Origin of the sequence: Micromonospora sp. HB375 (assembly GCF_017872985.1) — a bacterium.
Taxonomy (GTDB): domain Bacteria; phylum Actinomycetota; class Actinomycetes; order Mycobacteriales; family Micromonosporaceae; genus Micromonospora; species Micromonospora chalcea.
The window spans coordinates 1,240,398-1,267,206 of the sequence record NZ_JAGGJO010000001.1 but is presented as its reverse complement, the minus strand read 5'-3'; the positions used below and the strand labels follow the sequence as shown (position 1 = coordinate 1,267,206).

At 72.4% G+C, this 26,809-nt stretch carries 23 protein-coding genes; 8 read left to right on the top strand and 15 right to left on the bottom strand.

The genetic code is table 11. From position 1 onward, the window contains the following. Position 1: 1 nt before the first annotated feature. The 3 genes from J3R08_RS06150 to J3R08_RS06140 all read left to right on the top strand — a co-directional run bounded on the left by J3R08_RS06150 (position 2) and on the right by J3R08_RS06140 (position 1,980). Positions 2 to 532, top strand: coding sequence for a carboxymuconolactone decarboxylase family protein (locus tag J3R08_RS06150; RefSeq protein WP_104113885.1), 531 nt, complete (start codon positions 2 to 4; stop codon positions 530 to 532). 192 nt (positions 533 to 724) lie between these two features. Continuing rightward, the gene (locus J3R08_RS06145; protein WP_030500871.1) at positions 725 to 1,189 is read left to right on the top strand and encodes a hypothetical protein; all 465 of its coding nucleotides are present in this window, start codon (positions 725 to 727) and stop codon (positions 1,187 to 1,189) included. 50 nt (positions 1,190 to 1,239) lie between these two features. Further along, positions 1,240 to 1,980, top strand: coding sequence for a tyrosine-protein phosphatase (locus tag J3R08_RS06140; RefSeq protein WP_069087634.1), 741 nt, complete (start codon positions 1,240 to 1,242; stop codon positions 1,978 to 1,980). 52 nt (positions 1,981 to 2,032) lie between these two features. On the opposite strand, the gene J3R08_RS06135 is transcribed toward J3R08_RS06140, so the two are convergent. After that, complete coding sequence (locus J3R08_RS06135) at positions 2,033 to 3,127, bottom strand: branched-chain amino acid aminotransferase (RefSeq protein ID WP_043325988.1); 1,095 nt, start codon at positions 3,125 to 3,127, stop codon at positions 2,033 to 2,035. Between the two features lie 194 nt (positions 3,128 to 3,321). Then, positions 3,322 to 4,353, bottom strand: a complete 1,032-nt coding sequence (locus J3R08_RS06130) for a 3-isopropylmalate dehydrogenase (RefSeq protein ID WP_030500874.1) — start codon at positions 4,351 to 4,353, stop codon at positions 3,322 to 3,324. Positions 4,354 to 4,572: 219 nt separating this feature from the next. Here J3R08_RS06130 and J3R08_RS06125 point away from each other — a divergent pair, with 219 nt between their 5' ends. Together J3R08_RS06125 and J3R08_RS06120 are read left to right on the top strand one after the other, a co-directional pair. After that, positions 4,573 to 5,445, top strand: a complete 873-nt coding sequence (locus tag J3R08_RS06125; RefSeq protein WP_043325992.1) for an FAD:protein FMN transferase — start codon at positions 4,573 to 4,575, stop codon at positions 5,443 to 5,445. A 296-nt stretch (positions 5,446 to 5,741) separates the two neighbouring features. Then, positions 5,742 to 6,095: a hypothetical protein gene (locus J3R08_RS06120; protein WP_030500876.1), complete on the top strand. Its 354-nt coding sequence runs from the start codon at positions 5,742 to 5,744 to the stop codon at positions 6,093 to 6,095. 61 nt (positions 6,096 to 6,156) lie between these two features. Here J3R08_RS06120 and serA read toward each other — a convergent pair whose 3' ends face one another. The 5 genes from serA to J3R08_RS06095 all read right to left on the bottom strand — a co-directional run bounded on the left by serA (position 6,157) and on the right by J3R08_RS06095 (position 14,183). Then, entirely contained in the window at positions 6,157 to 7,755 is a 1,599-nt protein-coding gene (serA, locus tag J3R08_RS06115; protein ID WP_043325995.1) for a phosphoglycerate dehydrogenase, read from the bottom strand. A gap of 315 nt (positions 7,756 to 8,070) precedes the next feature. Continuing rightward, positions 8,071 to 9,084: a ketol-acid reductoisomerase gene (gene ilvC / locus J3R08_RS06110; protein WP_043325996.1), complete on the bottom strand. Its 1,014-nt coding sequence runs from the start codon at positions 9,082 to 9,084 to the stop codon at positions 8,071 to 8,073. A 59-nt stretch (positions 9,085 to 9,143) separates the two neighbouring features. Further along, positions 9,144 to 9,659 (bottom strand): acetolactate synthase small subunit, encoded by a 516-nt coding sequence (ilvN, locus tag J3R08_RS06105; protein WP_018786257.1) that lies wholly within the window; start codon positions 9,657 to 9,659, stop codon positions 9,144 to 9,146. Next, on the bottom strand, positions 9,660 to 11,555 hold the full coding sequence (locus tag J3R08_RS06100) for an acetolactate synthase large subunit (RefSeq protein ID WP_166455561.1): 1,896 nt from the start codon (positions 11,553 to 11,555) through the stop codon (positions 9,660 to 9,662). Between the two features lie 180 nt (positions 11,556 to 11,735). Then, entirely contained in the window at positions 11,736 to 14,183 is a 2,448-nt protein-coding gene (locus J3R08_RS06095) for a bifunctional diguanylate cyclase/phosphodiesterase (protein WP_209960323.1), read from the bottom strand. A 110-nt stretch (positions 14,184 to 14,293) separates the two neighbouring features. On the opposite strand from J3R08_RS06095, the gene ilvD reads away from it, so the two are divergent. Together ilvD and J3R08_RS06085 are read left to right on the top strand one after the other, a co-directional pair. Beyond that, on the top strand, positions 14,294 to 16,141 hold the full coding sequence (gene ilvD / locus J3R08_RS06090; RefSeq protein WP_083296934.1) for a dihydroxy-acid dehydratase: 1,848 nt from the start codon (positions 14,294 to 14,296) through the stop codon (positions 16,139 to 16,141). Positions 16,142 to 16,235: 94 nt separating this feature from the next. Next, a complete protein-coding gene (locus tag J3R08_RS06085; protein WP_209960321.1) occupies positions 16,236 to 16,946 on the top strand; it encodes a hypothetical protein in 711 nt (236 codons plus the stop codon). Positions 16,947 to 17,022: 76 nt separating this feature from the next. On the opposite strand, the gene J3R08_RS06080 is transcribed toward J3R08_RS06085, so the two are convergent. From J3R08_RS06080 to J3R08_RS06070, 3 genes are all read right to left on the bottom strand, one after another. Beyond that, positions 17,023 to 17,196 carry a hypothetical protein gene (locus J3R08_RS06080; protein ID WP_166455563.1) on the bottom strand — a complete coding sequence of 58 codons (174 nt, stop codon included), beginning with the start codon at positions 17,194 to 17,196 and terminating at the stop codon, positions 17,023 to 17,025. Between the two features lie 97 nt (positions 17,197 to 17,293). Beyond that, on the bottom strand, positions 17,294 to 18,688 hold the full coding sequence (locus tag J3R08_RS06075; RefSeq protein ID WP_069087631.1) for a stress response protein: 1,395 nt from the start codon (positions 18,686 to 18,688) through the stop codon (positions 17,294 to 17,296). Positions 18,689 to 18,907: 219 nt separating this feature from the next. Further along, positions 18,908 to 19,600: a TetR/AcrR family transcriptional regulator C-terminal domain-containing protein gene (locus J3R08_RS06070; RefSeq protein ID WP_069087630.1), complete on the bottom strand. Its 693-nt coding sequence runs from the start codon at positions 19,598 to 19,600 to the stop codon at positions 18,908 to 18,910. 97 nt (positions 19,601 to 19,697) lie between these two features. On the opposite strand from J3R08_RS06070, the gene J3R08_RS06065 reads away from it, so the two are divergent. Further along, complete coding sequence (locus J3R08_RS06065) at positions 19,698 to 20,381, top strand: DUF4386 domain-containing protein (RefSeq protein ID WP_209960319.1); 684 nt, start codon at positions 19,698 to 19,700, stop codon at positions 20,379 to 20,381. On the opposite strand, the gene J3R08_RS06060 is transcribed toward J3R08_RS06065, so the two are convergent. The 5 genes from J3R08_RS06060 to J3R08_RS06040 all read right to left on the bottom strand — a co-directional run bounded on the left by J3R08_RS06060 (position 20,378) and on the right by J3R08_RS06040 (position 26,794). Beyond that, on the bottom strand, positions 20,378 to 22,072 hold the full coding sequence (locus J3R08_RS06060; RefSeq protein ID WP_043326022.1) for a SulP family inorganic anion transporter: 1,695 nt from the start codon (positions 22,070 to 22,072) through the stop codon (positions 20,378 to 20,380). The two genes, J3R08_RS06065 and J3R08_RS06060, sit on opposite strands and share 4 nt — an antisense overlap. Then, complete coding sequence (locus J3R08_RS06055) at positions 22,069 to 22,407, bottom strand: helix-turn-helix transcriptional regulator (RefSeq protein WP_069087627.1); 339 nt, start codon at positions 22,405 to 22,407, stop codon at positions 22,069 to 22,071. The genes J3R08_RS06060 and J3R08_RS06055 overlap by 4 nt, the downstream gene beginning before the upstream one ends. An 81-nt stretch (positions 22,408 to 22,488) precedes the next feature. Next, a complete protein-coding gene (locus tag J3R08_RS06050) occupies positions 22,489 to 24,939 on the bottom strand; it encodes a glycoside hydrolase family 2 protein (RefSeq protein ID WP_209960318.1) in 2,451 nt (816 codons plus the stop codon). Beyond that, positions 24,936 to 25,796, bottom strand: a complete 861-nt coding sequence (locus J3R08_RS06045; RefSeq protein WP_069087625.1) for a carbohydrate ABC transporter permease — start codon at positions 25,794 to 25,796, stop codon at positions 24,936 to 24,938. Before J3R08_RS06045 ends, J3R08_RS06050 begins: the two co-directional genes overlap by 4 nt. Further along, positions 25,793 to 26,794: a carbohydrate ABC transporter permease gene (locus J3R08_RS06040; protein WP_069087624.1), complete on the bottom strand. Its 1,002-nt coding sequence runs from the start codon at positions 26,792 to 26,794 to the stop codon at positions 25,793 to 25,795. The genes J3R08_RS06045 and J3R08_RS06040 overlap by 4 nt, the downstream gene beginning before the upstream one ends. Between the last annotated feature and the right edge of the window lie 15 nt (positions 26,795 to 26,809).

Sequence of the window (26,809 nt, the reverse complement as noted above, 5' to 3'; positions counted from 1 at the left end):
CATGGGCCTGGACGCGATCAAGGCGGGCCTGCCCGAGTACGCCAAGGACATCCGGCTCAACCTCGGCTCCACCATCACCACCTCGACGCTGAAGCCGGAGCAGGCGTGGGGCACCGCCCTGGCCTGCGCGGTGGCCGCCCGCAACCCGGTGGTGCTGCGGGAGATCGCCGCCGAGGCGGCCGGTCACCTCACGCCCGAGGCGGTCGCGGCGGCCAAGGGCGCGGCTGCGGTCATGGCGATGAACAACGTCTACTACCGGGCCAAGCACCTGATCGGCGACGAGCAGTACGCGTCGCTGCCGGCCCGGCTGCGGATGCAGATCATCGCCCGCCCCGGCGTGGAGAAGACCGACTTCGAGCTGTGGTGCCTCGCCGTCTCGGCGATCACCGGCTGCGGCGTCTGCCTGGAGTCGCACGAGAAGACGCTGCGCGCCGCCGGGTTCAGCCGGGAGCAGGTGCACGAGGGGCTGCGGATCGCCGCCGTCGTACACGCCGCCGCGGTGACCCTGGACGCGGAGGCCGCGCTGGCCTGATCCACCGGCCCGGACGCGCCCGACCGGCGCCGCGCGGGCCGACCTCCCGAGGGGCCGGCGTCACCACCGTGGCGCCGGCCCCTCGGCGTCGGCGGGCCGGCCGCCGGCGGGTTGGTGCCCGGACAGGGTGGGTAACCCTCCCGACTGATGACGGCGCCGCGACGGCCGCGGCCCTGGGACGGGAGGCGGCACATGGACGGACTGGACCCGCGCGCCACGCACGGCGGCACCGAGCCGATCCTCGACGACGGCCGGGGCACCGTCGCCGGGGGCGCCCCGGCGGGCGCCTTCGACCCGTGGCGCTACCGCGACGAGGCGGGCGTGGCGAGCGCCGACCTGACCGGCTACAAGGTCGAGGCCACCGACGGCGCCATCGGCAAGATCGACCGGGCGAGCCACGAGGTGGACGACAGCTACCTGGTCGTGGACACCGGGCCGTGGATCTTCGGCAAGAAGGTGATGCTCCCGGCCGGGACCGTGAACCACGTCGACCACGACGCCCGCACCGTGCACGTCGACCGGGAGAAGGACCAGATCAAGGCCGCCCCGGAGTACGACGAGTCCAGCCACGCCGACCCGGGCTACCGGGACCGGCTCGGCGGCTACTACGGCGAGAGCCACTCGGCGCTGCCACCGGACGTGCCGCCGCGCATCTGACACCGCGGCGACGGCCGGCGGGGACGTGGGAACGCCCCGCCGGCCGTACCGTGTCGGATGTGGACGCCCCGCAGAGCCCCTTCCCCACCCTGTTCAACTTCCGCGACGTCGGCGGATACGCCGCTCAGGACGGGCGCACCGTGCGCCGCGGCCGGCTCTACCGTTCCGACTCGCTGCACCGCATCGACGAGACCGACCGGGCGGCGTTCACCGCGCTCGGCATCCGTACCGTGATCGACCTGCGCCGCCCCACCGAGGTGGAACGCGACGGGCGGGTGCCCGCCTACGACGGGCTCGCCTACCGGCACATCCACCCCGAGCACGCCGACTGGGGCGCGAACCGGTTCGACGCCTCCGGCGTCAGCCTGGCCCGCTACCTGGCCGACCGGTACGCCGACCTGGCGCGTACCGGGACCGCCGGGCTCGCCGAGGCGGTCGGGCTGATCGCGGACAGCGCCAACGCGCCGGTGGTGGTGCACTGCGTCGCCGGGAAGGACCGCACCGGCATCGTCTGCGCGCTCACGCTGTCCGTGCTCGGGGTGCCCGACGAGGACGTGGTCGCCGACTACGCGCTCAGCACCGCGGCGTCGCAGCGCTTCACCGAGTGGGTCCGCGCCACGCTGCCGGACGCGGAGGAACCGCCGCCGCCGTTCCTGGAGTCACCGGCCGAGACGATGGAGCTGTTCCTGGCCGAGCTGCGCGCCGGCCACGGCTCGGTCGAGGGTTACCTGACCCACGCGGGCGTCACCGAGACGCAACTGGAGTCGCTGCGCACCCACCTGCTGGACTGACGCCGCGCGGTGAGCAGGGAGCGGACTCGCTGCTCACCGCGCGGTCGGGCGGTCAGATGACCCGGGTGACCCAGCCGTGCGGGTCCTCGGCGCGACCGCGCTGGATGTCCACCAGCTTCTGGCGAAGGGCCATGGTGACCTGGCCGGGCTCGCCGCCGCCGATGAGGAACTCGCCCTCCGGGAAGCGCACGCCGCCGATCGGGGTGACGACAGCGGCCGTGCCGCAGGCGAACACCTCGCGCAGCCGCCCGCTCGCCGCGTCGGCCTGCCAGTCGGCGAAGCTGACCGGCGCCTCCCGCACCTCGTGCCCGGCCTCGGCGGCCAGGGTGAGGATCGCGTCGCGGGTGATGCCGGGCAGGATCGTGCCGCCCAGCGGCGGGGTGACGATGCTGCCGTCGTCGTAGACGAAGAAGACGTTCATGCCGCCCAGCTCGTCCACGTAGCGCCGCTCGACCGCGTCCAGGAAGACCACCTGGTCGCAGCCCGCCTCGATCGCCTCGGCCTGCGCCGCGAGCGACGCGGCGTAGTTGCCGCCGCACTTCGCCGCGCCGGTGCCGCCGGGCGCGGCCCGGGTGTAGTCCGGCGAGACCCAGACCGTCACCGGCTTCACCCCGCCGGAGAAGTACGCCCCGGCCGGCGAGGCGATGACGCAGTACAGGTATTCGTTGGCCGGGCGCACGCCGAGGAAGACCTCGCTGGCGAACATGAACGGACGCAGGTAGAGGCTGGCGTCCTCGTGCTCCGGGATCCACGCCTGGTCGATCTCGACCAGGCGGCGCAGCGACTCCACGAACGTCGCCTCCGGCAGCTCCGGCATGGCGAGCCGGCGGGCGGACGCGCTGAACCGGGCCGCGTTGGCCTCCGGGCGGAACATCGTCACCGCGTCGCCGGTGCGGTACGCCTTCAGCCCTTCGAAGATCTCCTGCGCGTAGTGCAGCACCGCCGCGGCCGGGTCCATCGGGATCGGCGCGCGCGCCTCCAGGCGGGCGTCGTACCAGCCCTTGCCCTCGGCGTAGCGGATGGTGACCATGTGGTCGGTGAAGACCCGGCCGAAACCGGGGTTCGCCAGCAGGGCGGCCCGGTCGGCGGCGGATACCGGCGCGGGATTCGGACGGATCTCGAAATCGAGCTTGTCACCACCGCTCATCGCGCTGACCTCCCTGCGGGTTCACGGCATGCGGGATCGCACGCCGACGTCACTGGTGCCAGAAACTTACCCCGAACGGTCGTTCAGCGGATAGGTCCGCCCCTCGGACGGCTGCGCTGCACCGGACCGCCGAATCGGGCCCGGAGACGGGTCTGGCGGCCCGTTACCGGGCCGCCAGGTGAGGATCGGCCCGGTCAGGATACGGCGTACCCGGCGAGCCGGTCGCCGACCTCCTCGGTGCGCAGGGGCGCGCCAGGCGTGCGCGCGGCCAGCTCGGCGCCGACCGCGGCGGTGACCCGGGCGGCGGCGTCGGCGTGGCCGAGCTGGTCCAGCAGCAGCGCGGCGGAGAGCACGGCGGCGACCGGGTCGGCGACGCCCTTGCCGGCGATGTCCGGCGCGGAGCCGTGCACCGGCTCGAACATCGACGGGTAGCGCCCCTCCGGGTTGATGCAGCCGCTGGCCGCCAGCCCGATGCCACCGGTCACCGCGGCGGCGATGTCGGTGAGGATGTCGCCGAAGAGGTTGTCGGTGACCACCACGTCGTACCGGGACGGGTTGGTCACCAGGAACATCGCGGCGGCGTCGATGTGCTGGTACTCGGTGGTGACGTCGGGGTGCTCGGCGGCCACCGCGGCGAAGGCGCGCGACCAGAGCGAACCGGCGTGGGTGAGCACGTTGGTCTTGTGCACGAGCGTGACCTTGCGCCGTTCGCGACGGCGGGCGCGGGCGAAGGCGTCGCGGATGACCCGCTCGACGCCGTGCCGGGTGTTCAGGCTCTCCTCGGTGGCCACCTCGGCCGGGGTGTCCCGGTGCAGCGCGCCACCGGCGCCCGCGTACAGCCCCTCGGTGCCCTCGCGGACCACCACGAGGTCGACCTCGCCGGGCTTGACCGCGGCGAGCGGGCCGCCGACGCCGGGCCAGAGCCGGGACGGGCGCAGGTTGACGTACTGGTCGAAGGCGAACCGGAGCTTGAGCAGCAGGCCGCGCTCCAGCACGCCCGGCGGCACGGTCGGGTCGCCGACCGCGCCGAGCAGGATCGCGTCGTGACCGGCCAGCTCGTCGAGGACGGAGTCGGGCAGCGCCTCGCCGGTGCGGTGCCAGCGCGCCGCGCCCAGGTCGTACTCGGTGGCCTCGATGCCGGGCAGCACCGCGTCGAGGACCTTGCGGGCCTGCGCGACCACCTCGGGTCCGATGCCGTCGCCGGCCACCACCGCGATGCGTGCCACCTGATGCTCCTCGTCTCGACGTTCCCGGCAACGGTACGTCGGTGTCCCGTCCCCCGGTACGAATCTTCCACCATTCGGGAACGCGAGTCACAGAATCCTCCCAGCTGACACCCATGGCGCGGTCATCTCCACTGCTTAGGGTCGGGTTTCATCGGGTCGACGCAGGCCCGGAACCGGCCACCGCCGCGACACGGCGGCGACCACCGAGGGGCAGGTGTCATGCGGATCGAGCACCGGCGGACCCACTGGGCGGACGAGCAACCACGTACCCGCTGGGTCGACCAGTCCGCGTTCCGCCCGGTCCGTCCGGACCTGCACCTGGGCGCCAGCAGCCACCGCGTCGAGCGGCCCGGCGCCGGCGCGTCCGGCCGGATCACCGTCCGGCACACGGTGGCCACCTCGACCGCCGACTACACACTGCTGCTCAACGCGCCCGAGTGGCTGGGCCACCGGGTGGTGGGCGAGGCGCTGCGGGACGCCGTCGCCGAACTGCGCGCCATCGACCTCACCTACGGACCGAACCGGCCGGACAGCCTCGTGTCCCGGCTGCGCCGCGACGAGATCAGCCCCGACTCGTACCCCCCGCTGGCCGACCTGATCGACCTCTGCGCGTCGATGCGGGCGGCGACCGACGGCTGGTTCGACGCCTGGGCCGTGCCCGGCGGCTTCGACCCGGGCGGCCTGCTCGGCGGCTGGGCCGTGGAGCGGGCCGCGGCGCGGTTGCGCGCCGCCGGCATCCACGACTACGCCGTGCTCAGCGGCGCCGACCTGACGGTACGCGGGCGCGCGGCGCACGGCGGGCCGTGGCGCGTGGCCGTGCACCACCCCACCGACACCCGGCGCACGCCGCTCGTGCTGGAGATGACGACCGGCGCGGTGGGCACCTCCGGTGTCACCGGGCGGCGGGGGCACGTGATCGACCCGCACACCGGCGAGCCGACCGACCGCCTGGCGGCCGCCACCGTGATCGGCCCGGACCTCGCCGTCGCCGACGCCTACGCCACCGCCCTGTACGCCGCCGGACCGGCCGGACTGGCCTGGTTCCGCCAGGACTCGGACTACCGCCCGCTGTTCGCGCAGCACCGGCGCTGAGCCGCGATCGGCCCCCGCGGTCTCGGCAACGACCGTGGGGGCCGGTCAGCGACGAGTGCGCGTGGCTCGCGCAATCGAGGGGTGCGGGCCGACGGGGCGGACGCCCGACCGCGCCACCCGAAGACGGGCCGGGGAATCGACTCAGCCGGAAACCGCAACGGTACGCTAGCGAATCGACGCAACTCGGCGCAAGAGTCTCCACAGCGGACGCCGGGGAATCGGTGTCGGCAATCAGCCGGTGAACGCACGGTGGGGCAGAGGTGACGGGCCGGGCCCGGGATGGCACGCTGTCCGCCGTGAGTTTCGATCTGAGCGTGTGGGCCCTGCCGAACGGGGCGACACCGGAGCAGGTGCGGGCGGCGGTGCAGCAGTGCCGCGAGGGCTGGCACGGCAAGCAGCAACCCGACCCGAGGCTGGTCGCCTTCTACCGGGCGATCACGGCGAGCTACCCCGACGGTCCGACCCGGCCGGGTACGCCCTGGGAGGCGCCGCTGCACACGGCCGCCGACCACATCGAGATGAACCTGAACCCGACCTGCCCGGACCAGGTCCTGCTGGACATCGAACGGCTGGCCGGCGAACACGACCTGATGCTCTTCGACGCGCAGGACGGCTCGGTCTACCCGCCACCGGCCCGCGTGCGTTCCTGACCGGCCGGAACGACGAAGGGCCCGGCCGCATCCGGCCGGGCCCCGATGTGTCCTGTCCGGACTACACGTCGCGCAGGTCGGCCGCGCTGGCCGCCACCGCGCCGATCGAGTCGGCGGCGGAGGTGAGCAGGTCGGCGCCGAGCGCCTGGTCGACGGTGAGCGTCATCAGCGTCTCGCCGCCGGCCTCACGGCGGGCCACCTGCATGGCGGCGATGTTGACGCCGGCCTCGCCGAGCAGCGTGCCGACGGTGCCGACCACGCCGGGCCGGTCGGCGTAGCGCAGGAAGACCAGGATGCCCTCCGCGCCGATCTCGACGTCGAAGCCGTCCACCTCGGTCAGCTTGAACACGTCCCGGGCGCCGGTGTGCACCACGGTGCCGGACACCCGGACGGTACGGCCGTCCGGCAGCGCGCCGCGCACGGTCACCAGGTTCGGGTGGTCGACCGTCTCGCCCGGCGTGGCCAGCGTGACCTCGACACCCCGCTCGGCCGCCAGGTGCGGCGCGTTGACGTAGGTGACCTGCTCCTCCACCACGGAGCTGAACAGGCCCTTGGTCGCGGCCAGCTTGAGCACCGACACGTCGTGGGCGGCGATCTCACCGCGCACCTCGACGGTGACGCTGGCGGCCACCCCGCCGGCCAGGGCGGTGAACGCCCGGCCCAGCCGCTCGGCCAGCGGCAGCAGCGGGCGTACGTCCTCGGCGACCACGCCGCCGGCCTGCACGTTCACCGCGTCCGGCACGAACTCGCCCTGCAGCGCCAGCTTGACGCTCTTGGCCACGGCCAGACCGGCCTTGTCCTGCGCCTCGTTGGTGGAGGCGCCCAGGTGCGGGGTGGCCACCACGTTGTCGAAGGCGAACAGCGGCGAGGAGGTGCAGGGCTCCTTGGCGTACACGTCGACGCCGGCGCCGGCGACCCGGCCCTCCGCGATCGCGTCGGCGAGCGCCTGCTCGTCGACCAGCCCGCCCCGGGCCGCGTTGACGATCCGGACGCCCGGCTTGACGATCGCCAGCTCCTTCTCGCCGATCAGGCCCACCGTCTCCGGCGTCTTCGGCAGGTGGATCGAGATGAAGTCGCTCTCCCGCAGCAGCTCCTCCAGCCCGACCAGGCGGACACCGAGCTGCGCGGCGCGGGCCGGCTGGATGTACGGGTCGTACGCGATCAGCCGGGTGCCGAACGCGGCGATGCGCTGTGCGAACAGCACGCCGATGCGGCCGAGGCCGACCACGCCCACGGTCTTGCCCTGGATCTCCACGCCGGTGTACTTGGACCGCTTCCACTCGCCGGCCTTGAGCGCGGCGCTGGCGCTGGCGGTGTTGCGGGCCACCGCGAGCAGCAGCGCGACGGCCTGCTCGGCGGCGGAGACGATGTTCGAGGTGGGCGCGTTCACCACCATGACGCCCCGGGCGGTGGCGGCGGGCACCTCGACGTTGTCCAGACCGACGCCGGCCCGGGCGACCACCTTGAGCCGCGGCGCGGCCGCGATCGCCTCGGCGTCGATCTGGGTGGCGCTGCGTACGATCACCGCGTCGGCCTCGGAGAGGGCGGAGAGCAGGGCCGGGCGATCGGTGCCGTCCACGTGCCGCACGTCGAAGTCGTGGGCGAGCACCTCGATGGCGGCGGGGGCGAGTTCTTCGGCGATCAGTACGACAGGATTCATCGGTCCTCGTAGACGCTCGGTAATGGTGCGGCCTGGGACGCCGGGGCGCCGCGCTGCGCCCTACGCCGATCCGTGCCATGGCCGTCGGGTGCGCCGGGGCACCACACCAAGGATGGTAGGTGGCTGCCCGCCCGGCGTGTCCCGGAGTGCGGGGTGAGGGCCCTCACAAAGGCCCGTCGCACGCCCGTCATCCCCCGTTAACGGGTGCGGTACGGGACGAGGCGCTACTCACCGTGTCTCAACACGTGAACGCACGGCGGCCCGCAGCCGGACGCCGGGGAGAGCGTCGGGCCACGGGCCGCACGAGGGAAGAACTCAGGCGGTCTCGGTGATCGGCCGGTCGACCCAGCTCATCATGCCGCGCAGCTTCTGCCCGGTCTCCTCGATCGGGTGCGCCGCGCCCTCGGCCTGCCACTTGGCGAAGTTCGGCCGGCCGGCCTCGTCCTCGGCCACCCACTCGCGGGCGAACTCGCCGGACTGGATCTCGCCGAGGATCTTGCGCATCTCCTCCTTGACCCGCGAGTCGATCACGCGCGGGCCACGGGACAGGTCGCCGTACTCGGCGGTGTCGGAGATGCTGTAGCGCATCCGGGCGATGCCGCCCTCGTACATCAGGTCGACGATCAGCTTCAGCTCGTGCAGGCACTCGAAGTAGGCCACCTCGGGCGCGTAGCCGGCCTCGGTGAGCACCTCGAAACCGGTCTGCACCAGCGCCGCCGCGCCGCCGCAGAGCACCGCCTGCTCGCCGAACAGGTCGGTCTCGGTCTCCTCGGTGAACGTGGTCCGGATCGCACCGGCGCGGGTGCCGCCGATCGCCTTGGCGTACGCCAGAGCCAGGCCGAACGCGTTGCCGCTGGCGTCCTGCTCGACGGCGACCAGGCAGGGCACGCCCTTGCCGTCGACGTACTGGCGGCGGACCAGGTGACCGGGGCCCTTCGGGGCGACCATCGCCACGTCCACGTCGGCCGGGGGCTTGATCAGGCCGTACCGGATGTTGAAGCCGTGCCCGAAGAACAGCGCCTTGCCCGCGGTCAGGTTCGGCGCGATGGCCTCGGCGTAGATGTGCCGCTGGGCCGTGTCCGGCGCCAGGATCATGATCACGTCGGCCTCGGCGGCCGCCTCGGCGGGCGTGAGCACCCGCAGGCCCTGCTCCTCGGCCTTCGGCCGGCTCTTCGACCCGGCGGGCAGGCCGATCACCACGTCGACGCCCGAGTCGCGCAGCGACAGCGCGTGCGCGTGGCCCTGGCTGCCGTACCCGATCACGGCGACCTTGCGGCCCTGGATCAGGCCCAGGTCGGCGTCGTCGTCGTAGAACACCTCAACGCTCATTGACTTCCCTTTCGTACGGCGGAGCCCGTCGGCCCGTCGAAAAAACTTGTGGGTACGGATCAGGCGGCGCGCAGGGCCGGGCCGGCGGTGATGGCCCGGGAACCCCGCCCGATGGCCACCGTGCCGGACTGGACCATCTCCTTGATGCCGAACGGCTCCAGGTCACGCAGCAGCGCGTCGAGCTTGTCCGGCGTGCCGGTGGCCTCGATCGTCAGCGTGTCCGGCGCGACGTCGACCACCCGGGCACGGAACAGGCCGACCGTCTCCAGCACCTGGGCGCGGGCCGTGCGGTCCGCGCGGACCTTGACCAGCAGCAACTCCCGCGCCACCGACACCTGCGGGTCCAGCTCCACGATCTTGAGTACGTTGACCAGCTTGTTGAGCTGCTTGGTCACCTGCTCCAGCGGCGAGGACTCGGCGTTGACCACGATGGTGATGCGGGAGACGTCCGGGTTCTCGGTCTCGCCGACGGCGAGGCTGTCGATGTTGAACCCGCGCCGGGAGAACAGCCCGGAGACCCGGGCCAGGACGCCCGGCTTGTTCTCCACCAGCACGGAGAGCGTGTGCATCGTCATTTAGAGTTCGTCCTCGTCGAAAGCAGGGCGCACGCCCCGCGCGAACATGATCTCGTCGTTGCTGGTGCCGGCGGCGACCATCGGCCAGACCATCGCGTCCTTGCCGACCACGAAGTCGATGACCACCGGCGCGTCGTTGATCGCCATGGCCGCCTCGATGGTCTTGTCCACGTCGGCGGCGTTCTCGCAGCGCAGCCCGACGCAGCCGAGCGCCTCGGCGAGCTTGACGAAGTCCGGGATGCGGTGCTTGTGCGTGCCCAGCTCGGTGTTGGAGTAGCGCTCCCCGTAGAACAGGGTCTGCCACTGCCGCACCATGCCCAGGTTGCCGTTGTTGATCACGGCGACCTTGACCGGGATGCCCTCCAGCGCGCAGGTGGCCAGCTCCTGGTTGGTCATCTGGAAGCAGCCGTCGCCGTCGACCGCCCACACGGTGGTGTCCGGCTTGCCGACCTTGGCCCCCATCGCGGCCGGAACGGCGTAGCCCATGGTGCCCAGGCCACCGGAGTTGAGCCAGGTGTGCGGCTTCTCGTACGAGATGAACTGGCTGGCCCACATCTGGTGCTGGCCGACGCCCGCCACGTAGATCGCGTCCGGGCCGGCGATCTCGCCCAGCCGCTTGATCACGTACTGCGGGGAGAGCGTGCCGTCGGCCGGCTCCTCGAAACCGAGCGGGTACCGCTCGCGCAGGTCGTCGAGCTGCGCCCACCAGTCGGTCAGGTCGACCGACGGGTGCGCGGCCTGCTCGGCGGTGACCGCCGCGATCAGCTCGTCGATGACGTGCCGCGCGTCGCCCACGATCGGGACGTCGGCGTGCCGGTTCTTGCCGATCTCGGCCGGGTCGATGTCGGCGTGGACCACAGTCGCGTCCGGCGCGAACGAGTCGAGCTTGCCGGTCACCCGGTCGTCGAAGCGGGCGCCCAGCGCCACGATCAGGTCGGCCTTCTGCAGGCCGTAGACCGCGGCCACGGTGCCGTGCATGCCCGGCATGCCCAGGTGCTGGCGGTGCGAGTCGGGGAACGCGCCGAGCGCCATCAGCGTGGTGACCACCGGGATGCCGGTCTGCTCGGCCAGCTTGCGCAGCCCCTCGGTGGCGCCGGCCTTGAGCACGCCGCCGCCGACGTAGAGCACCGGACGGCGGGCATTGGTCATCAGCCGGGCCGCCTCGCGGATCTGCTTGCCGTGCGGGTGCAGCGTGGGCCGGTAGCCGGGCAGGTCGAGCGCGGGCGGCCAGGAGAAGGTCGCCGGCGCCTGGAGCACGTCCTTCGGGATGTCGACGAGCACCGGGCCGGGCCGGCCGGTCGCGGCCAGGTGGAACGCCTCGGCCAGCACCCGCGGGATCTCGTCGGCCGTCTGCACCAGGAAGTTGTGCTTGGTGATCGGCAGCGTGATGCCCTGGATGTCCGCCTCCTGGAAGGCGTCCGTGCCGATCGACGGCCGGGCCACCTGGCCGGTGATCGCCACCATCGGCACCGAGTCCATGTAGGCGTCGGCGATCGGCGTCACCAGGTTCGTCGCGCCCGGGCCGGAGGTGGCGATGCAGACGCCCACCCGGCCGGTGGCCTGCGCGTAACCGGTGGCCGCGTGCCCGGCGCCCTGCTCGTGCCGGACCAGGATGTGGCGGACCGTGGAGTCGTAGAGCGGGTCGTACGCGGGCAGGATCGCACCGCCCGGAATGCCGAAGACCACGTCGACGCCGAGCGCCTCCAGCGACCGCACGAGCGAACCGGCGCCCGAGACCTGCGCGGTGGCGGGCTCCCGTACGGGCGTCTCGGTGGTGGCGGCCGCCGGGGCGGCACGGCCGGGGCGGGCGGCGGAGTCGGAGTCACCGGCCGCGCCGGTGCCGGAACGGGCACGGCGGGCGGAGTGGGCGAGGGTCTCTGGCGTGGGTCTCGTCATGGCGGTTCAAGCCTTCGGAAGTGAGTGGGTGACGCGCTTCTCAGGATGGGACGCGGAGGTCCCGCGATGGGTCCGACGGCAACAAAAAAGCCCACGTGCAGGATGCACGGGGCCAGCGCACTCTCGGTGGGAGAGTGCGCTCAGGTAAGTACTCGCGGCGACCGGTTCGACGACATGCGGCTAAGCCTGACGCATCTCACGCGATGAGTCAACTGATCCCACATTTTGGTTCACGGACGTGGGCGTTTCGGCACCCGGCATGCCCTCCACCCCCGGTGCCACCTGCGAAGATCCCTCCATCGGAGGACGCTGCGCGGGCACCGTGGCGGGCGGGTTGTTGCGCAACCGGGGCAACAACGGAGACGGGCTGTGCGCCGGCGGGGCGGGTGGCGTCTGCGGCATCGCGGTGTGCCGGTTCCCGGGCGCGGTCGCCGCCTCCAGCATCGCCTCCAGGTGCTCGGCCGGCACGCCCCAGCCGAACAGCGCCCCCTGACCGAACCGGCAGCCGGCGGCCACCACCGCGGCCAGCTCGGTCGGATTGGTCACGCCCTCGGCGATCACCTCCAGGCCGAGCTGATGCCCCAGGCGCATGACGATGTCGACCATCGGCGCGAAGGCCGGACCGTCCCGCCCGACCGGCCGGACCGGCTCGTGCTCGGCGACCAGACTGTGGTCGATCTTGAGGATGTCGATCGGCAGCCGCCGGAGCTGGCCGAGCGACGAGTAGCCGGCGCCGAAGTCGTCCAGCGCGATCCGGACGCCGGTCAGCCGCAGCGCGGTGAGCCGCCGGATCAGCTCGTCCAGGTCGGTGGCGACCGCGTGCTCGGTCACCTCCAGCACCAGCCGCTGCGGCGGCACGTGGTGCGCGCGCAGCGCCTCGGCGACCTGGACCACGTACTCCGGCGCGTGCAGCTCGCGCGGTGAGACGTTCACCGACACCCACACGTCGTGCCCGTCGGCGAGCCAGCGGGAGAGCTGGTAGCAGGCCTGGTGCAACACCCACGCGCCGAGCTTGGCGATCATCCCGCACTCCTCGGCGAGCGGGATGAACTCGTCCGGCCGGACGTTGCCCAGCTCCGGGTGCCGCCAGCGCAGCAGCGCCTCGGCGCCGACCGGGCGCACCGACGGCAGCGAGGCCACCGGCTGGAAGACCAGCCGCAGCTCGTCGCGCTCGATCGCGCCGCGCAGCTCGTGCTCCAGCCGGGTACGCCGGCTCAGCAACTGGTCGTACGTGGCGTCGTAGCGCTCGATCCGGTTCTTGCCCCGCTGCTTGGCGTAGCGCAGCGCCAGGTCGGCGTTGCGCAGCAGCAGCTCCACGTCCGCGTCGCCGTGCCCGGCCGCCACGCCGATGCTCACCGACAGGAAGACCGGACCGTCCCCCTGCTCGTACGGGCGGCCGAGCACCCCGAGCAGCCGGTCGGCCACCGGGCCGGGATCGGCCGACCCGTGCATCAGCACCGCGAACTCGTCGCCGCCGAGCCGGGCCGCCAGGTCACCCGGCCGCAGGTTGCCCCGCAGCCGCCGCCCCACCTCGATCAGCACCGCGTCGCCGACGTCGTGACCCCGCATGTCGTTGACGTTCTTGAACCCGTCCAGGTCGAGCCCGAGCAGGACGCAGGGCACGCCCGACTCGGCGCAGCGGTGCAGGGCCCGCAGCAGCCCGCGCCGGTTCGCCAGCCCGGTGAGCGGGTCGGTGTGCGCCAGCTCACGGAAGTGCGCCTCCCGCTCGGCCAGCCGGCCCGCGTAGCCGCGTACGTCGTTGAGCGCCAGGTACTGCCGGGTGACCAGGGCGAAGCCCTCGACCGTGCCGGCCACGATGGCGTACCCGTCGAACCCGCCACCCTGCACCAGGTGGTACATCGCGGAGGCGGCGATGGCGAACATCGGCACGAAGGCGTACTCGCCGTCGCGGCGGATGAGATCGACGTCGAGCTGCGTCAGGTCGGCCCGGCGTCCGGCCACGGCGGTGGCGAGCAGGCCGGCGGCGGTCAGCGTGGCGCCGGTCAGCGCCAGGCCGGGACCGGCCTGGCAGAGCCCGGCCGAGACGCCCAGCCCGCCCGCGGTCACCGCTATCGCGCCGACGCCGAGCAGGGTCAGCCACCCGCGTGGCGGCGCGACCCGCAGCACCAGGATCACGGTCAGCCCGGTGGTCAGCGCCGCGATGATCGAGGCCAGCACGATCGGCAGGCAGGCGACCGGGGTGGCGTCACCGAGCAGCCGGGTCGGCTCGCTGAACGCCACCCAGCCGACGAACCAGAGCGCGCTGCCCATGATCAGGCCGTCCAGCAGCAGCCGGGCGGTGGCGGCGCGGGTCGCGGCGGCGCCGGGCAGCCGGAGCACGGCGGCGCCGAGGCCGAGCCCGGCGAGCGTGGTGCCCACCGCGACCACTGCCGCCCAGCCGGTCCGCTGGCCCTGCCGGTGCGCCCAGTGGTCCCCGGCCGCGAGCAGACCGCCGAGACCGACCAGCAGGCTGAGCAGGGCCGCCCCGGCGGCGACGGCCAGCAGCAGGTGGGCCTGCCGCCGAGGGCCGGTGCGACGCCGCGCGGACGCGGCGAGCAGCACCGTGGCGGCGGCCGCGGCGATCCCGCTCAGCGCCGCGACGGTGACCATCCCCGGGGACGACTGCACGCGTCAACTGTGCCGGATGAGCGCCCCCCGTGGGGCACCGGGTGTGCAACTGTTGGGACACAGGGTGCGCGGCGGGGGCGCGCCGCCGGGATGGTGTCAGACTGGTTGTCATGCCTGAGCTGCGGTCGAGGACCTCCACCCACGGTCGGACGATGGCCGGCGCCCGGGCCCTGTGGCGGGCCACCGGGATGACCGACGACGACTTCGGCAAGCCGATCGTCGCCATCGCCAACAGTTTCACCCAGTTCGTACCCGGTCACGTCCACCTCAAGGACCTCGGCGGCCTGGTCGCCGACGCGGTGGCCGAGGCCGGCGGCGTGGGGCGGGAGTTCAACACCATCGCCGTGGACGACGGCATCGCCATGGGCCACGGCGGCATGCTCTACTCCCTGCCCAGCCGGGAGCTGATCGCCGACGCGGTCGAGTACATGGTCAACGCGCACTGCGCGGACGCCCTGGTCTGCATCTCCAACTGCGACAAGATCACCCCGGGCATGCTGCTCGCCGCGCTGCGGCTCAACATCCCCACCGTCTTCGTCTCCGGCGGCCCGATGGAGGCCGGCAAGACGGTGGCGATCGAGGGAGTCGTGCACTCCAAGATCGACCTGATCGACGCCATGATCGCCTCCTCGAACGAGGCGGTCACCGACGACCAGCTCGGCGAGATCGAGCGCTCCGCCTGCCCGACCTGCGGGTCCTGCTCCGGCATGTTCACCGCCAACTCGATGAACTGCCTCACCGAGGCGATCGGCCTCGCGCTACCAGGCAACGGCTCGACGCTCGCCACCCACGCCGCGCGCCGGTCGCTGTTCGTCGAGGCCGGGCGCACGATCGTGGAGATCGCCAAGCAGTGGTACGAGAACGACGACGCCTCGGTGCTGCCGCGCTCGATCGCCGGCCGGGAGGCGTTCGAGAACGCGATCGCCCTCGACGTGGCCATGGGCGGCTCCACGAACACGGTGCTGCACCTGCTCGCCGCCGCCCGCGAGGCCGAGCTGGACTTCGGCGTCGCCGACATCGACGCGATCTCCCGCCGGGTGCCGTGCCTGGCCAAGGTCGCCCCGAACTCGCCGAACTACCACATGGAGGACGTGCACCGGGCCGGCGGCATCCCGGCCATCCTCGGTGAGCTGGACCGCGCCGGGCTGCTGCACCGAGACGTGCGCGCGGTGCACTCCCCCGGCCTCGACAAGTGGCTGGCCGACTGGGACGTGCGCGGCGGCGCGGCCACGCGAGAGGCGATCGAACTGTTCCACGCCGCCCCGGGCGGCGTGCGCACCACCGAGCCGTTCTCCACCACCAACCGCTGGTCGTCGCTGGACACCGACGCGGCCGGAGGCTGCATCCGGGACCGGGAGCACGCCTACAGCGCGGACGGCGGCCTGGCCATCCTGCACGGCAACCTCGCGCCGGCCGGCTGCGTGGTGAAGACCGCCGGCGTGCCCGAGGAGTGCCTGACGTTCCGCGGCCCGGCCAAGGTCTACGAGTCGCAGGACGACGCGGTGACCGCGATCCTCGCCAAGGAGATCGTCGCCGGGGACGTCGTGGTGATCCGGTACGAGGGCCCGAAGGGCGGCCCCGGCATGCAGGAGATGCTCTACCCGACCTCGTTCCTCAAGGGCCGCGGGCTGGGCCGCTCCTGCGCGCTGCTCACCGACGGCCGGTTCTCCGGCGGCACCTCCGGCCTGTCCATCGGGCACGTCTCCCCGGAGGCCGCCTCCGGTGGGCTGATCGCGCTGGTCCGCGACGGCGACGAGATCGTCATCGACATCCCGGGCCGGTCGATCGAGCTGAACGTGCCCGCCGACGAGCTGGAGGCGCGCCGGGTGGCCGAGGAGAAGCGGGACCGCCCGTACACCCCGGTCGACCGGCAGCGTCCGGTGTCGGCGGCGCTGCGCGCGTACGCCTCGATGGCGACCTCGGCCAGCGACGGCGCCTACCGCCGCGTCCCGGAGTGATGTAAGGAAGGGCCCCTTCTTAACGCCTCCGGTAGAGGAGGGGGCCCTTCTTAACACCCGCGCGCCGGTAGGGTCCGGCGGCGTGGAGACGACGGTGAGTTACGCGCGACTGGTCCGGCCGGCGATCGACCGGGTGTACGTGGGCGCCCGCTGGGCAGCGCGCGCCCGGATGGAGGCGTTCTACGCCGAGCGGGGCTGCACACTCGGCGCGGAGAACAGCTTCTTCTCCGGTGTGCTGGCCCGGCCGATGCCCGCCGAAGCGCTGGCCGACGGCCTGATCTACACCTACGGAAGCATGGACGAGGAACTGGCGCAGGGCGTCGTCGTCCGGGACGACGAGGGCGCGTGGCACCTCACCGACCTGGGCCGGGAACTGACGCTGTTCGCCCAGCGGGCCACCGGCGAGGCCGCCGAGGAACTGTGGGCCATGCTGCCCGGCGTGCTGCCCGGCCTGGGCGTCGTGCCCCGGCTCGCCGACCTGGTCGGCCGGGTGCTGACGCACGCGCAGGCCACCGCCGGGCCGGTGTTCCGGGCGATGTCCCCGCCGTACGAGCCGGCGGGCGCCTCCCAGGCGCTGCTGCTCGTGACCCGGCTGGGCTCGCTGCGGCACCACCGCGCGGACGCGCACCGGGCCGCGTGGCGGGCCGCCGGGCTGACCGCCGACGAGATCCGCGCGCTGCCGGACGGCCCGGAACGCGCGGCGATCGAGGCGGACACCGACCGCCGCGACGAGCCGGCGTACGCGGCGCTCACCGAGGCCGAGCGCTGGGAACTGCTGGCCGGCCTCGCCGCACTGCCCAACTAGCGCCCGCGGCCTCCGCGGCCATCGGGTGGAACGTCATGGGTGTCGCGGGACCCGTTTGACACCCATGACGTTTCACTCACCGCTGGGTGGGGTCCTCCTCGGCCGGGGCGGTGCCATCTATCGGCAGGCCGAACTCCGCCGGTGAGTTCTCGTCGGTGCCGTCCAGGTCCGCGTGCGGCTCGTCCGGGATGACGTCGTCGGGATCGGCGCCTCCGGCGTGCAGTTCGGACAGCTCAACCGGATCAGTCATGCCGTGCTGGTACCCGTCCGACGCTGTCCGAACCCGCCGGTCCGGTGGGACGTCCGCATCGGCGGGGCGTCGCACGGCGCTTCATGCAGAGGTGGGATCACTCGTCGGTGCGATCCGAGGAACCGGAGCCCCCGTGCGTTCCCTGGGTGTCGAACTCGGGGCTGTCCTGGGACGAGATGGCGGTGGAGACGAGGCTGGAAGCGACCGGCTGAACGGGGATCACATCCTCCGACGTACGCAACCGGGGTGCCGCGGGCATCCACGGCTTGAGGTTCTGGATGATCTGCTCGTAGAAGTCGTCGATGGCGTGCAGCACAGAGTCGATGAAGGCACCCCGACCACTGCCACGCTTGGTTCCCGCAGTTGCGCTCTGGGCGATCCGGAAAGCCCGAAGTTCACGCGAGGGATCGTTGATGAGTGTCGTCGGCTCGGCACGTACCTGACGGAGAAGATCGGTGGCGCCACCGCCCCGGGCGTGCATGGCGAACGCCTCGATCCGCACCGTGTCCGGTGCGTCCTTCAGTTGACGGACCAGCCAGTTCACCCGGGTGGTCGGACGGCCTGACCGCGGAGCGTCGACATCGACGTGGCAGACGATCTGCCCAGCCCGCAGATCGGCCGTCACGTGAAGATGCCCGACCGCGCCCGGGATCCGGATGCTGCCGCTCAGGGTGCCGGCGCTGGCGAGCTGGTTGGCGAGCGATTGGGTGCGTGCGGCCGGATCGGCGAGGTCGCGGCGGCTCAGCGCGGGGGTCACGTCGGTGCCCAACTGCCGGCCGAGTCGGAGGCATGCGTAACGAATCAAGGCGTCGAAGCGCCCGGCGACCTGCGCTGCCGCGTCGTCGCCGGCCCGCAATGTCCCGGCCGACACCCCGTCCCGGACCTGCACCCAGGCCGGCCCCATGTCGCTGAACTCGAGAGCGCCCGAACGCGGGTGTTCGAGGTATCGGATCAGTTCGCCCAGAACCCACGCCTGATCCGGGTCTGCGACGCCACGGTACTCCTTCTGGATCACGGCCTGGGTCAGGATCTCCGTCCACGGCAGGTGATACAGGGCGACCCTACGCAGTTTCCGGCGATCGACGGTCGTCGGATGCTGGCCCGGGACGGGAGCGATCTCGTTCGAGATCGTGATGAGGGCGTCGAATCCCTGCTCCCGCGCAATGTCCAGGTAGGCCTCCAACTGCTCGGATCGCAGCGGGTTACTGCCGGTCTTCACCTCCACGAGCGCGGTCCACTGGCGCTGCCCCCTGGTGACGCGGATGAGGCCGTCCGGAAAGAGTTGCTGGTTTCCGAGTTTGAACGGAACCTCGATGAAGGTCTGCACGACTCCGGCCGGCGCGCCGACGGACTGGGTCAGGACACGCCCGAACTCCCGTACCGAGCTCATCACCGCCAGCAGGGCGGAGGTCGCCCGGCGTTCCTGCTCCTCGGCGCCATTGATACCCGAGGTGGGAATCAGACGCGCCGCGAGCCAGGTTTCCTCAGACATAAGTGACTCCTCGTGAAGGCGGTGGTACGAGAAGTTACTCGCGAGGCCAGCTGGAAAGCAGCGCGACAATTGGCGCGTACGAACGGAAAGAGTTGACCGGTCGGATGTCGAGCGATCCGTCCCGGCCGAAAGCGAATGCCGGACGGATACGCTGTCTCATCAGTTCGGCTTTCGTCGGCTTCTCAGTCCGATACCTGACTGCGAATAGCGCAGGCCGGGTCAATGGCTCGGCAGGTGTCGTTCGAGGCCGTCGAAGAGCAGGTCGAGGGTGAACTCGAACTCGGTCTGCGAGTCGCACCAGCCCAGCGTCGGATCGGCCGCGTCGTGCGTCTCGGCGGCCACCATCGCGGCCAGGTGCGGCAGCCGTTCGGCCAGCGCCACCATCTCCGCTTCCGCGGCTGCGGCGTCGGCCGCCCCGCCCGCGTCCGGGCGGAACACCTCCTGGGCGAAGCCGAGCGCCATGCTGCCGAACGCGTGCAGCGCCCGGTGGGCGATCCGGTACGAGAAGCCGCCGTCGACGAGCGTGGCGAGGATGCCGTCGTAGTAGGCGTACACCCCGGCGGGGACGGTCGGGCGCGAGCTGAGCAGCGCGGGGGCCCACGGGTGCCGCAGCATGACCGCGCGCGCGGCGAGGAAGCGCAGCCGCAGCCGGGTACGCCAGTCGCCGCCGGGCGCGTCCGCTTCGGCACGCTCGGCGGCCGAGGTGATCTCCGTGGCGACCGCGTCCACGAGGCCGTCGAGCAGTCCGGCCTTGCCGGGTAGGTGGTGGTAGAGCGACATGGCCTCGACGCCGAGTTCGGCGGCGAGCCGGCGCATCGTGAGCGCCTCCATCCCTTCGGCGTCGACGAGGGCGATCGCGCTGGCCAGGGCCCGCTCGCGGCTCAGCGGCTCCCGAGGTTTCCGCGCTCCCATCCGGCTCCCCTTCTCCCCTTGACCTTACAACGTATGGTTGGCCTTACGGCGTAAGGCCAGCCCCGCCACCGCGTCGTTCACCCCCGAAGGAGCCGCCATGCACCAGCTGATCCGTACCGCCCGGGTGACCGGGCTGTTCTACCTCGGGCTCGCCGTCACCGGCGCGCTGGGGTTCCTCACCGTCCGGCCGATGATCTTCAACCCGGACGACGCGGGCGCGACGTTCGCCAACCTGGTGGCCCACGAGTCGCTGGCCCGCGTCGGCGTCGCCCTCGAACTGCTCGTCGTCCTCACCCAGGCGCTCACCGCCGTCTGGTTCCACCGCCTGTTCCGGACTGTCGACAGCACCGCCTCGGGCAGCATCGCCGCCTTCGGGCTCGTCAACGCGGTCGCGATCCTGGGCAGCGCCGCAGTGCTCGCGACGGCCCTGGGGGTGGCGACCGGCGGGCCGGGCGACGCCGACACGGTCCAGCTGCTCTACCTGGTCAGCGGGAACCTGTGGGAGGTGGGCGGCCTCTTCTTCGGGCTCTGGCTGGTGCCGATGGGCTGGTGCGTGCTCCGGTCGGGCTGGCTGCCCCGGCCGCTGGGCCGGCTCCTCGTCACCGGTGGCGTCGGCTACGTGCTCATGACGTTCGTCGCGTACCTCTCCCCCGGCGCCGGCATCGTCGGCGATCTGCTGGTGGTGCCCGCCACGGTGGGCGAGGTGTGGATCCTCGGCTACCTGATCATCTTCGGCGTGCGAAAGCGCGCGGAGACGGATGCCAGGGCGACCGCAAACTAGGCGGGGCTCGCGGCCAGGGCGACACCCCGGGCGTACCGGATGGCGGCCGGGGTGTCCGCGAACACCAGGCCCTCGCGGCGCAGCTCCTCGGCGACGCCGAGCGTGCTGAGCACCTGGTCGTGGCCCGGGGTGATGCCGGAGAGCAGCACCGTGATCCCCCGGGCGCGCAGCCGGGCGATGGCGTCGCCGAGCACCTGCGCGCCGGTGGCGTCGATGGTGGAGACGCGGGACATCCGCAGGATCACCACCCGCACGTCGGCCACCTCGGCCAACTCCAGCAGGAACGTGTGCGCGGCGGCGAAGAAGAGCGGCCCGTCCAGCCGGTACGCGACGATGTGCTCGGCGAGCAGCGCGTGCTCCTCGGCGCTGTGCTCGCCGGTGTCCAGCGGCACCTGTTCCAGCTTGGCGCTGCGGGCCACCGCGCGCAGCGCCAGCACGACCGCGACGGCGAGCCCGACGACCACAGCTGTCACCAGGTCCCAGATGACGGTGACGGCGAACGTCAGCACCAGCACCACCGCGTCGGCGCGGGTGGCCCGCATCAGCGCCAGCAGGGAGGCCGCCTCCACCATCCGTACCGTGGTGGCGAGCAGCACCCCGGCCAGGGCGGCCAGCGGGATGCGCCCGACGAGCGGGGCGGCGGCGAGCACGATCGCGGCGAGGGCCACCGCGTGGGTGAGCGCGGCGAGCTTCGAGGACGCCCCGGCGCGGACGTTCACCGCGGTACGGGCGATGGCGGCGGTCGCCGGGATGCCGCCGAAGACCGGGGAGGCGAGGTTGGCCAGGCCCTGGCCGAACAGTTCGCGGTCCGGGTCGTGCCGCTCGCCGACTGTCATTCCGTCGGCCACGGTGGCGGAGAGCAGGCTCTCCAGCGCGGCGAGCGCGGCCACGGCAAGGGCGCTGGGCAGCAGTACGCCCAGCGCGCCGAGGTCGACGAAGTCCAGCGACGGCGCGGGCAGCCCTTGCGGCAGCTCGCCGATCCGGGCCAGGTCGATCGGGGCCAGCTCGGCGAGGAGCGTCGCGGCGGCCACCCCGACCAGGGAGAACGGCACGGCGGGCCGCCACCGGCCGCCGAGCAGCATCAGCGCCGCCACGCCGAGCGCGACAGCGATCGCGGCGGGCCGGGGATGCGCGGCGAACCGGGCGACCGCGTCGGCGGCCACCGCCCACACCTTTTCGCCGTGCGCGCCGGTGACGCCGAGCGCGGCCGGCACCTGTTGCAGCGCGATGACCACGGCGATGCCGGCGGTGAACCCCTCGATCACCGGGGACGGCAGGTAGCGGACGTACCGGCCGAGGCGGGCCAGGGCGAGCGCGATCAGGATCAGCCCGGCCAGCGCGCCGACCATCAGCACGCCACCGGCGCCGAACTGCTGCACCACCGGCACCAGCACGACAGTCATCGCTCCGGTGGGGCCGGAGACCTGGAGGTTGGAGCCGCCGAAGACCGCCGCGACCGCTCCGGCGACGACGGCGGTGACGAGGCCGGCCTGCGCGCCGAGGCCGGAGGTGACGCCGAAGGCGAGCGCCAGGGGCAGCGCCACCACGGCGACGGTGAGCCCGGCGAGCAGGTCGCGCCGGGGCGAACGGCGCGCCGCCGCCCAGTCGGCCCGGCCGGGCAGCAGCCCGCGGAACAGCCGGCCCGTCTGCCGTACGACGTCACCGGCGCGAAGGGCAGTCGCCGCGCTCACCGGTCCGTCCCCGAGGCCCGCAGCTCGTCCAGCAGGCCGTCCCGGTCGGTGAGGACCGCGCCGAGGATGCGCCGCCCGGCGGCGAGCAGGTCCGCCACGTCGGGGGTGCTGAGCGCGTACATGACGAGGGGACCGTCCCGGTACGAGGTGACCATGCCGGCGCGGCGCAGCACGGCGAGCTGCTGGGAGAGGTTGGACGCCTCCACGTCGATGGCGGCGAGCAGGTCGCGGACCGGTCTCGGCCCGTCCTGGAGCAGTTCGAGCACCCGGATGCGCACGGGGTGTCCGAGGGTGCGGAACAGCTCCGCCTTGGCCTGGTACAGCGGCACCGACACGACACACCCCTCCGACGACGACTCTGAAGACTTTAGCACTTGCATAAATCTTCAAATCGACGGAGATGGAGGGCGGCGCGCTCAGGCCAGGTCGTTGACGCAGCGCAGCACCGGCCGGGAGATGAGCGCCTCGGCATCCAGCGGGCACGTGGTGCTCACCGTGAAGACGACGCTCTCCCCCGGCAGCAGCGTCACCAGCGCCCGGTCCACCTCCGCGGCCGGATCGAGGCGGTCCGGGAACAGCGTCAGGTCGCGCAACACCGTCCGCGCGGTCACCCGGACCCGCCGGCCGCCGTCCACCGGCTCGACCGCCGCGTCCCACTGCGCCGCCGGCCACCGCACGTCGCGGTCCTCGGCGAAGAACCACAGCGCGCGCTCCGCGGCGTCCCCGGCGTCCGCGACGAGCAGTTCCGCGCGGCCGTCGTCCGGCCGCGCCAGCTCCGCCGGCAGTTCCACCACGACCGAGGAGTACGCCGGGACGTCGAGGTCGACCGAGGTCTTCGCCCTCGGCTCCCCGGTGACTGTCAACCGGGTGACCGTGGCCGGCCCGCGCCACGCCTGCGCGGTCTCGTTCACCGCCACCAGCGCCGGCCGGCCGTCGCGCGGCTGCACGGTGAGCAGCCGGTCGGCGTAGGCGCGGCGCAGCGCGTACCACAGGGGTTTGCGGCGCCCGTCGCCGTCGATCGCCGACCACGACGTGACCGGCCAGCAGTCGTTGAGCTGCCACACGACGGTGCCGGCGCAGACCGGCCGGTGCGAGCGGAAGTGCTCCACGCCGAACTGGATGGCGCGGGCCTGGTTGAGCTGAGTGAGGTAGTGCCAGTCGTCGAAGTCGGCGGGCGGCGGCAGGTGGGCGTCGAGCCCGCGCCGCAGCTTGCCGTCCCCGTCGGCTGCCTTCTGGTGGTGCGTCATGCCCGGCGAGTCGTGCGCGAGCGGGTCGTCGGAGAGGGCCCGGCGCAGCGTCGCGTATGTGGGCGGCGCCTGGTAGCCGAACTCGGCCACGAAGCGCGGCACGTAGTCCCGGTAGCGCGTGTAGTCGTCGGTGTTCCACACGTCCCAGATGTGCGTGGTGCCGTGCGCCGGGTCGTTGGGGTGAAGTTCTTCCTCGCTGCCGGACCAGGGACTGCCCGGCCAGTACGGGACGGTCGGGTCCAGCTCCCCGACGACGGCGGGGAGCAACTCCAGGTAGTAGCCGCGCCCCCAGGTGCGCCCGGCCAGGGGTTCCTGCCAGTCCCAGTCGTGCCAGCCCCAGATGTTCTCGTTGTTGCCGGTCCAGAGCACCAGCGACGGGTGCCCGGCGAGGCGGGTGACCTGCTCGCGCGCCTCCGCCTCGACCTCGGTGCGGAACGGTTCCTCCTCCGGGTACGCGGCGCAGGCGAACAGGAAGTCCTGCTGCACCAGCAATCCCATCTCGTCGGCCAGGTCGTAGAAGTCGTCCGACTCGTACCGGCCGCCGCCCCAGACGCGCAGCAGGTTGACGTGCGCGCCGGCCGCCTGGCCGAACCGCTGCGCGAGGCGCTCCCGGGTGACCCGGTTCGGGAACGCGTCGTCGGGGATCCAGTTGACGCCCCTGACGAACACCGGCACGTCGTTGACGTGCAGCGCGAACGGGGTGCCGTGCGCGTCGGGCGTGGTGTCCAGGCGTACCGAGCGGAACCCGATCCGGCGGGACGCGGCGTCCAGCTCCCGGCCGTCGGCGGCGTGCAGGGTGGCGTCGAGGTCGTAGCGGGGCTGGTCGCCGTACCCGATCGGCCACCACAGCGCGGGGTCCGCGACGGCGAACGTCACGACGGCGGTCGGCTCCCCCGCCGGTACGGGGACCTCGGCGGTGACCCCGGCGACGGTGGCGCGGACGGTCAGCGGCTCGTCGCCGGTCCGCTCGACCTCGGCGTGCAGCTCGACCCGGCCGACGCCGTCGACCACGGTGACGATCGGCCGCACCGACGCGAGCCGGGCGGTGGACCAGGCGTGCAGGCCGATGTCGCGCCAGATGCCGGCGGTGACGAGCGTCGGTCCCCAGTCCCAGCCGAAGTTGCAGGCGGTCTTGCGGATGAAGTGGAACGGCTCCGGGTACGCGTTCGGCCGGTCACCGAGCCGGTCCCGGTGCGCCTCGGCATACCGGTACGGCGAGTCGAAGCGTACGGCCAGGGTGTTGCCGTCCGGGCGCAGCAGCGCGCGGACGTCGAAGCGGTACGAGCGGTGCTGGTTCTCGGTGCGGCCGACCTCGACGCCGTTGAGCGTGACGGTGGCGACCGTGTCCAGGCCGGCGCAGACCAGGTCGACCCGCTCTTCGTCGCCGGGCTGCCATCCGAACGTCGTCTCGTAGACCCAGTCGGTGCGCCCGATCCAGGTGAGGCGGTTCTCGTTGTCGTCCAGGTACGGGTCGGGGATGAGGCCGGCCGCGAGCAGGTCGGTGTGCACGCATCCGGGCACTGTCGCCGGCACCGCCGTCCCGGCGATCTGCGGCGGCACCGCCGGACCGGGCTCGGCCCGCAGCGTCCATCCCTCGTGCAGCAGAGTTCGACGGCTCACGACTTCACCGCGCCTTCCATGATTCCGCGGACGATCTGACGTCCACCGATGAACAGCATGACCAGCAGGGGCACGGTGGCGATGAACGCACCAGCGAGCACCCGCCGGTAGATCACGTAGTTGCCGCTTGCGAGGTCGGAGACCGCCACCATCGACGTCGGGTAGTCGGTGCCGCTGAGCGTGATGAGCGGCCACTGGAAGTCGTTCCAGGTGGCCACGAACGTGAGCAGGCCGAGCACCGCCAGCGCCGGGCGGATCGCGGGGAGCACGATCGTCGCGTACACCCGCATGGTCGTGGCGCCGTCGACCCGGGCCGACTCGATCAGCTCGTCCGGGACGGTGTTCAGGATGAACTGCCGCATGTAGAACACGCCGAACGCGGTGACCAGGCCGGGCGCGATGACCGCGAGCAGCGTGCCGTTCCAGCCGAGCTTGCCCATCACGATGTAGAGCGCCACGATGCCGAGCTGGTTGGGCACGGTGAGCGTGAGCACCACGAACAGCATCAGCGCGCGGCTGCCCCGGAAGCGCAGCTTGGCGAACGCGAAGCCGGCCAGCGAGCAGAAGAACAGCACCGAGGCGGTCACCACCACCGAGACGATGACGCTGTTGATCAGCGACGCGGCGAAGTAGACGTCCTGGAGGGAGAAGACCTCCTCGACGTTCGTGAGGAACCGGTCGCCGGGGACCACCGCGGGTGGCAGCTTCGCCAGCGCCTCGTCGTTGCTCGTGGCGATGACGAACATCCAGTAGAGCGGGAACGCGGCGAACAGCATGCTGACCGCGAGCAGCAGGTAGGTCCAGAGCCCGGCCGGGGTGTCCTGCGGGGCCCGGGCCACCACACGTCGGGTCGTCACCGGCGGCCTCCGGAGAGTCGGTTGGTCAGCAGGTAGTTGAGGCCGGCCACGATCAGGATGATCAGGAACAACGCCCAGGACATGGCGGCGGCGTAGCCGAGGTTGAGGTCCTTCCAGCCGACCTTGTAGATGAGCTGGGCGATGGTCTGCCATTCACCGTCCGGCCCGCCGGTCGCGGCCTGCGCGTTCGGGTCGAACAGCATCGGCTCGGTGAACAACTGCAACCCGCCGATGGTGGAGAGGATGACTGTGAACAGGACCACCGGCTGGATCATCGGCACGGTTATCCGCCAGAGCTGCTTCCACTGCCCGGCGCCGTCGATGGCGGCGGCCTCGTAGACGTCGCGCGGGATGGACTGCATGGCGGCCAGGTAGAGCAGCGCGTTGTAGCCGATCCACTTCCAGTTGACCATGGTGGCGATGGCGATCCAGGCCTGGAGCTTGCCGGCCCGCCAGTCGATCGGGTCGTCCGCGCCGCCGATGCCGAGCAGGCCGAGCACCCAGTTGGCCATGCCGAAGTCGCGGGAGAAGAAGACGCTGAACACCATCGTCGAGGCCACGATCGGTGTCACGTACGGCAGCAGGACACCCACCCGCCACCAGGTCTGCGCCCGCAGCTTCCGGTTGAGCAGCGACGCGACGAGCAGCGCGAGCAGCAGTTGCGGCACTGTGGAGAGCAGGAAGATGCCGAACGTGTTGTAAAGGGCGTTCCAGAAGTCCTCGTCGGCGGCCAGGCGGCTGAAGTTCTCCAGGCCCGCCCAGTACGGCAGCGTCGGGTCGTCCAGGCGGTAGTTGCGCAGCGACACGACCGCGTTGAACAGCAGCGGGAACAGCCCGAACACGAGGAAGAGCAGGAAGAACGGCGCGATCATCAGGTACGGCATGTAGCGCATGTCGAAGCGGTACAGCCGGTCGCGCCAGGTCATCCGCCGGTCGCCGGCACTGCCGCCCTGCGGCGCGGGTGGGCGGCGGGGCGGTGCGGCACGGGTGCTGGACATCTGTTCACTCCAGGG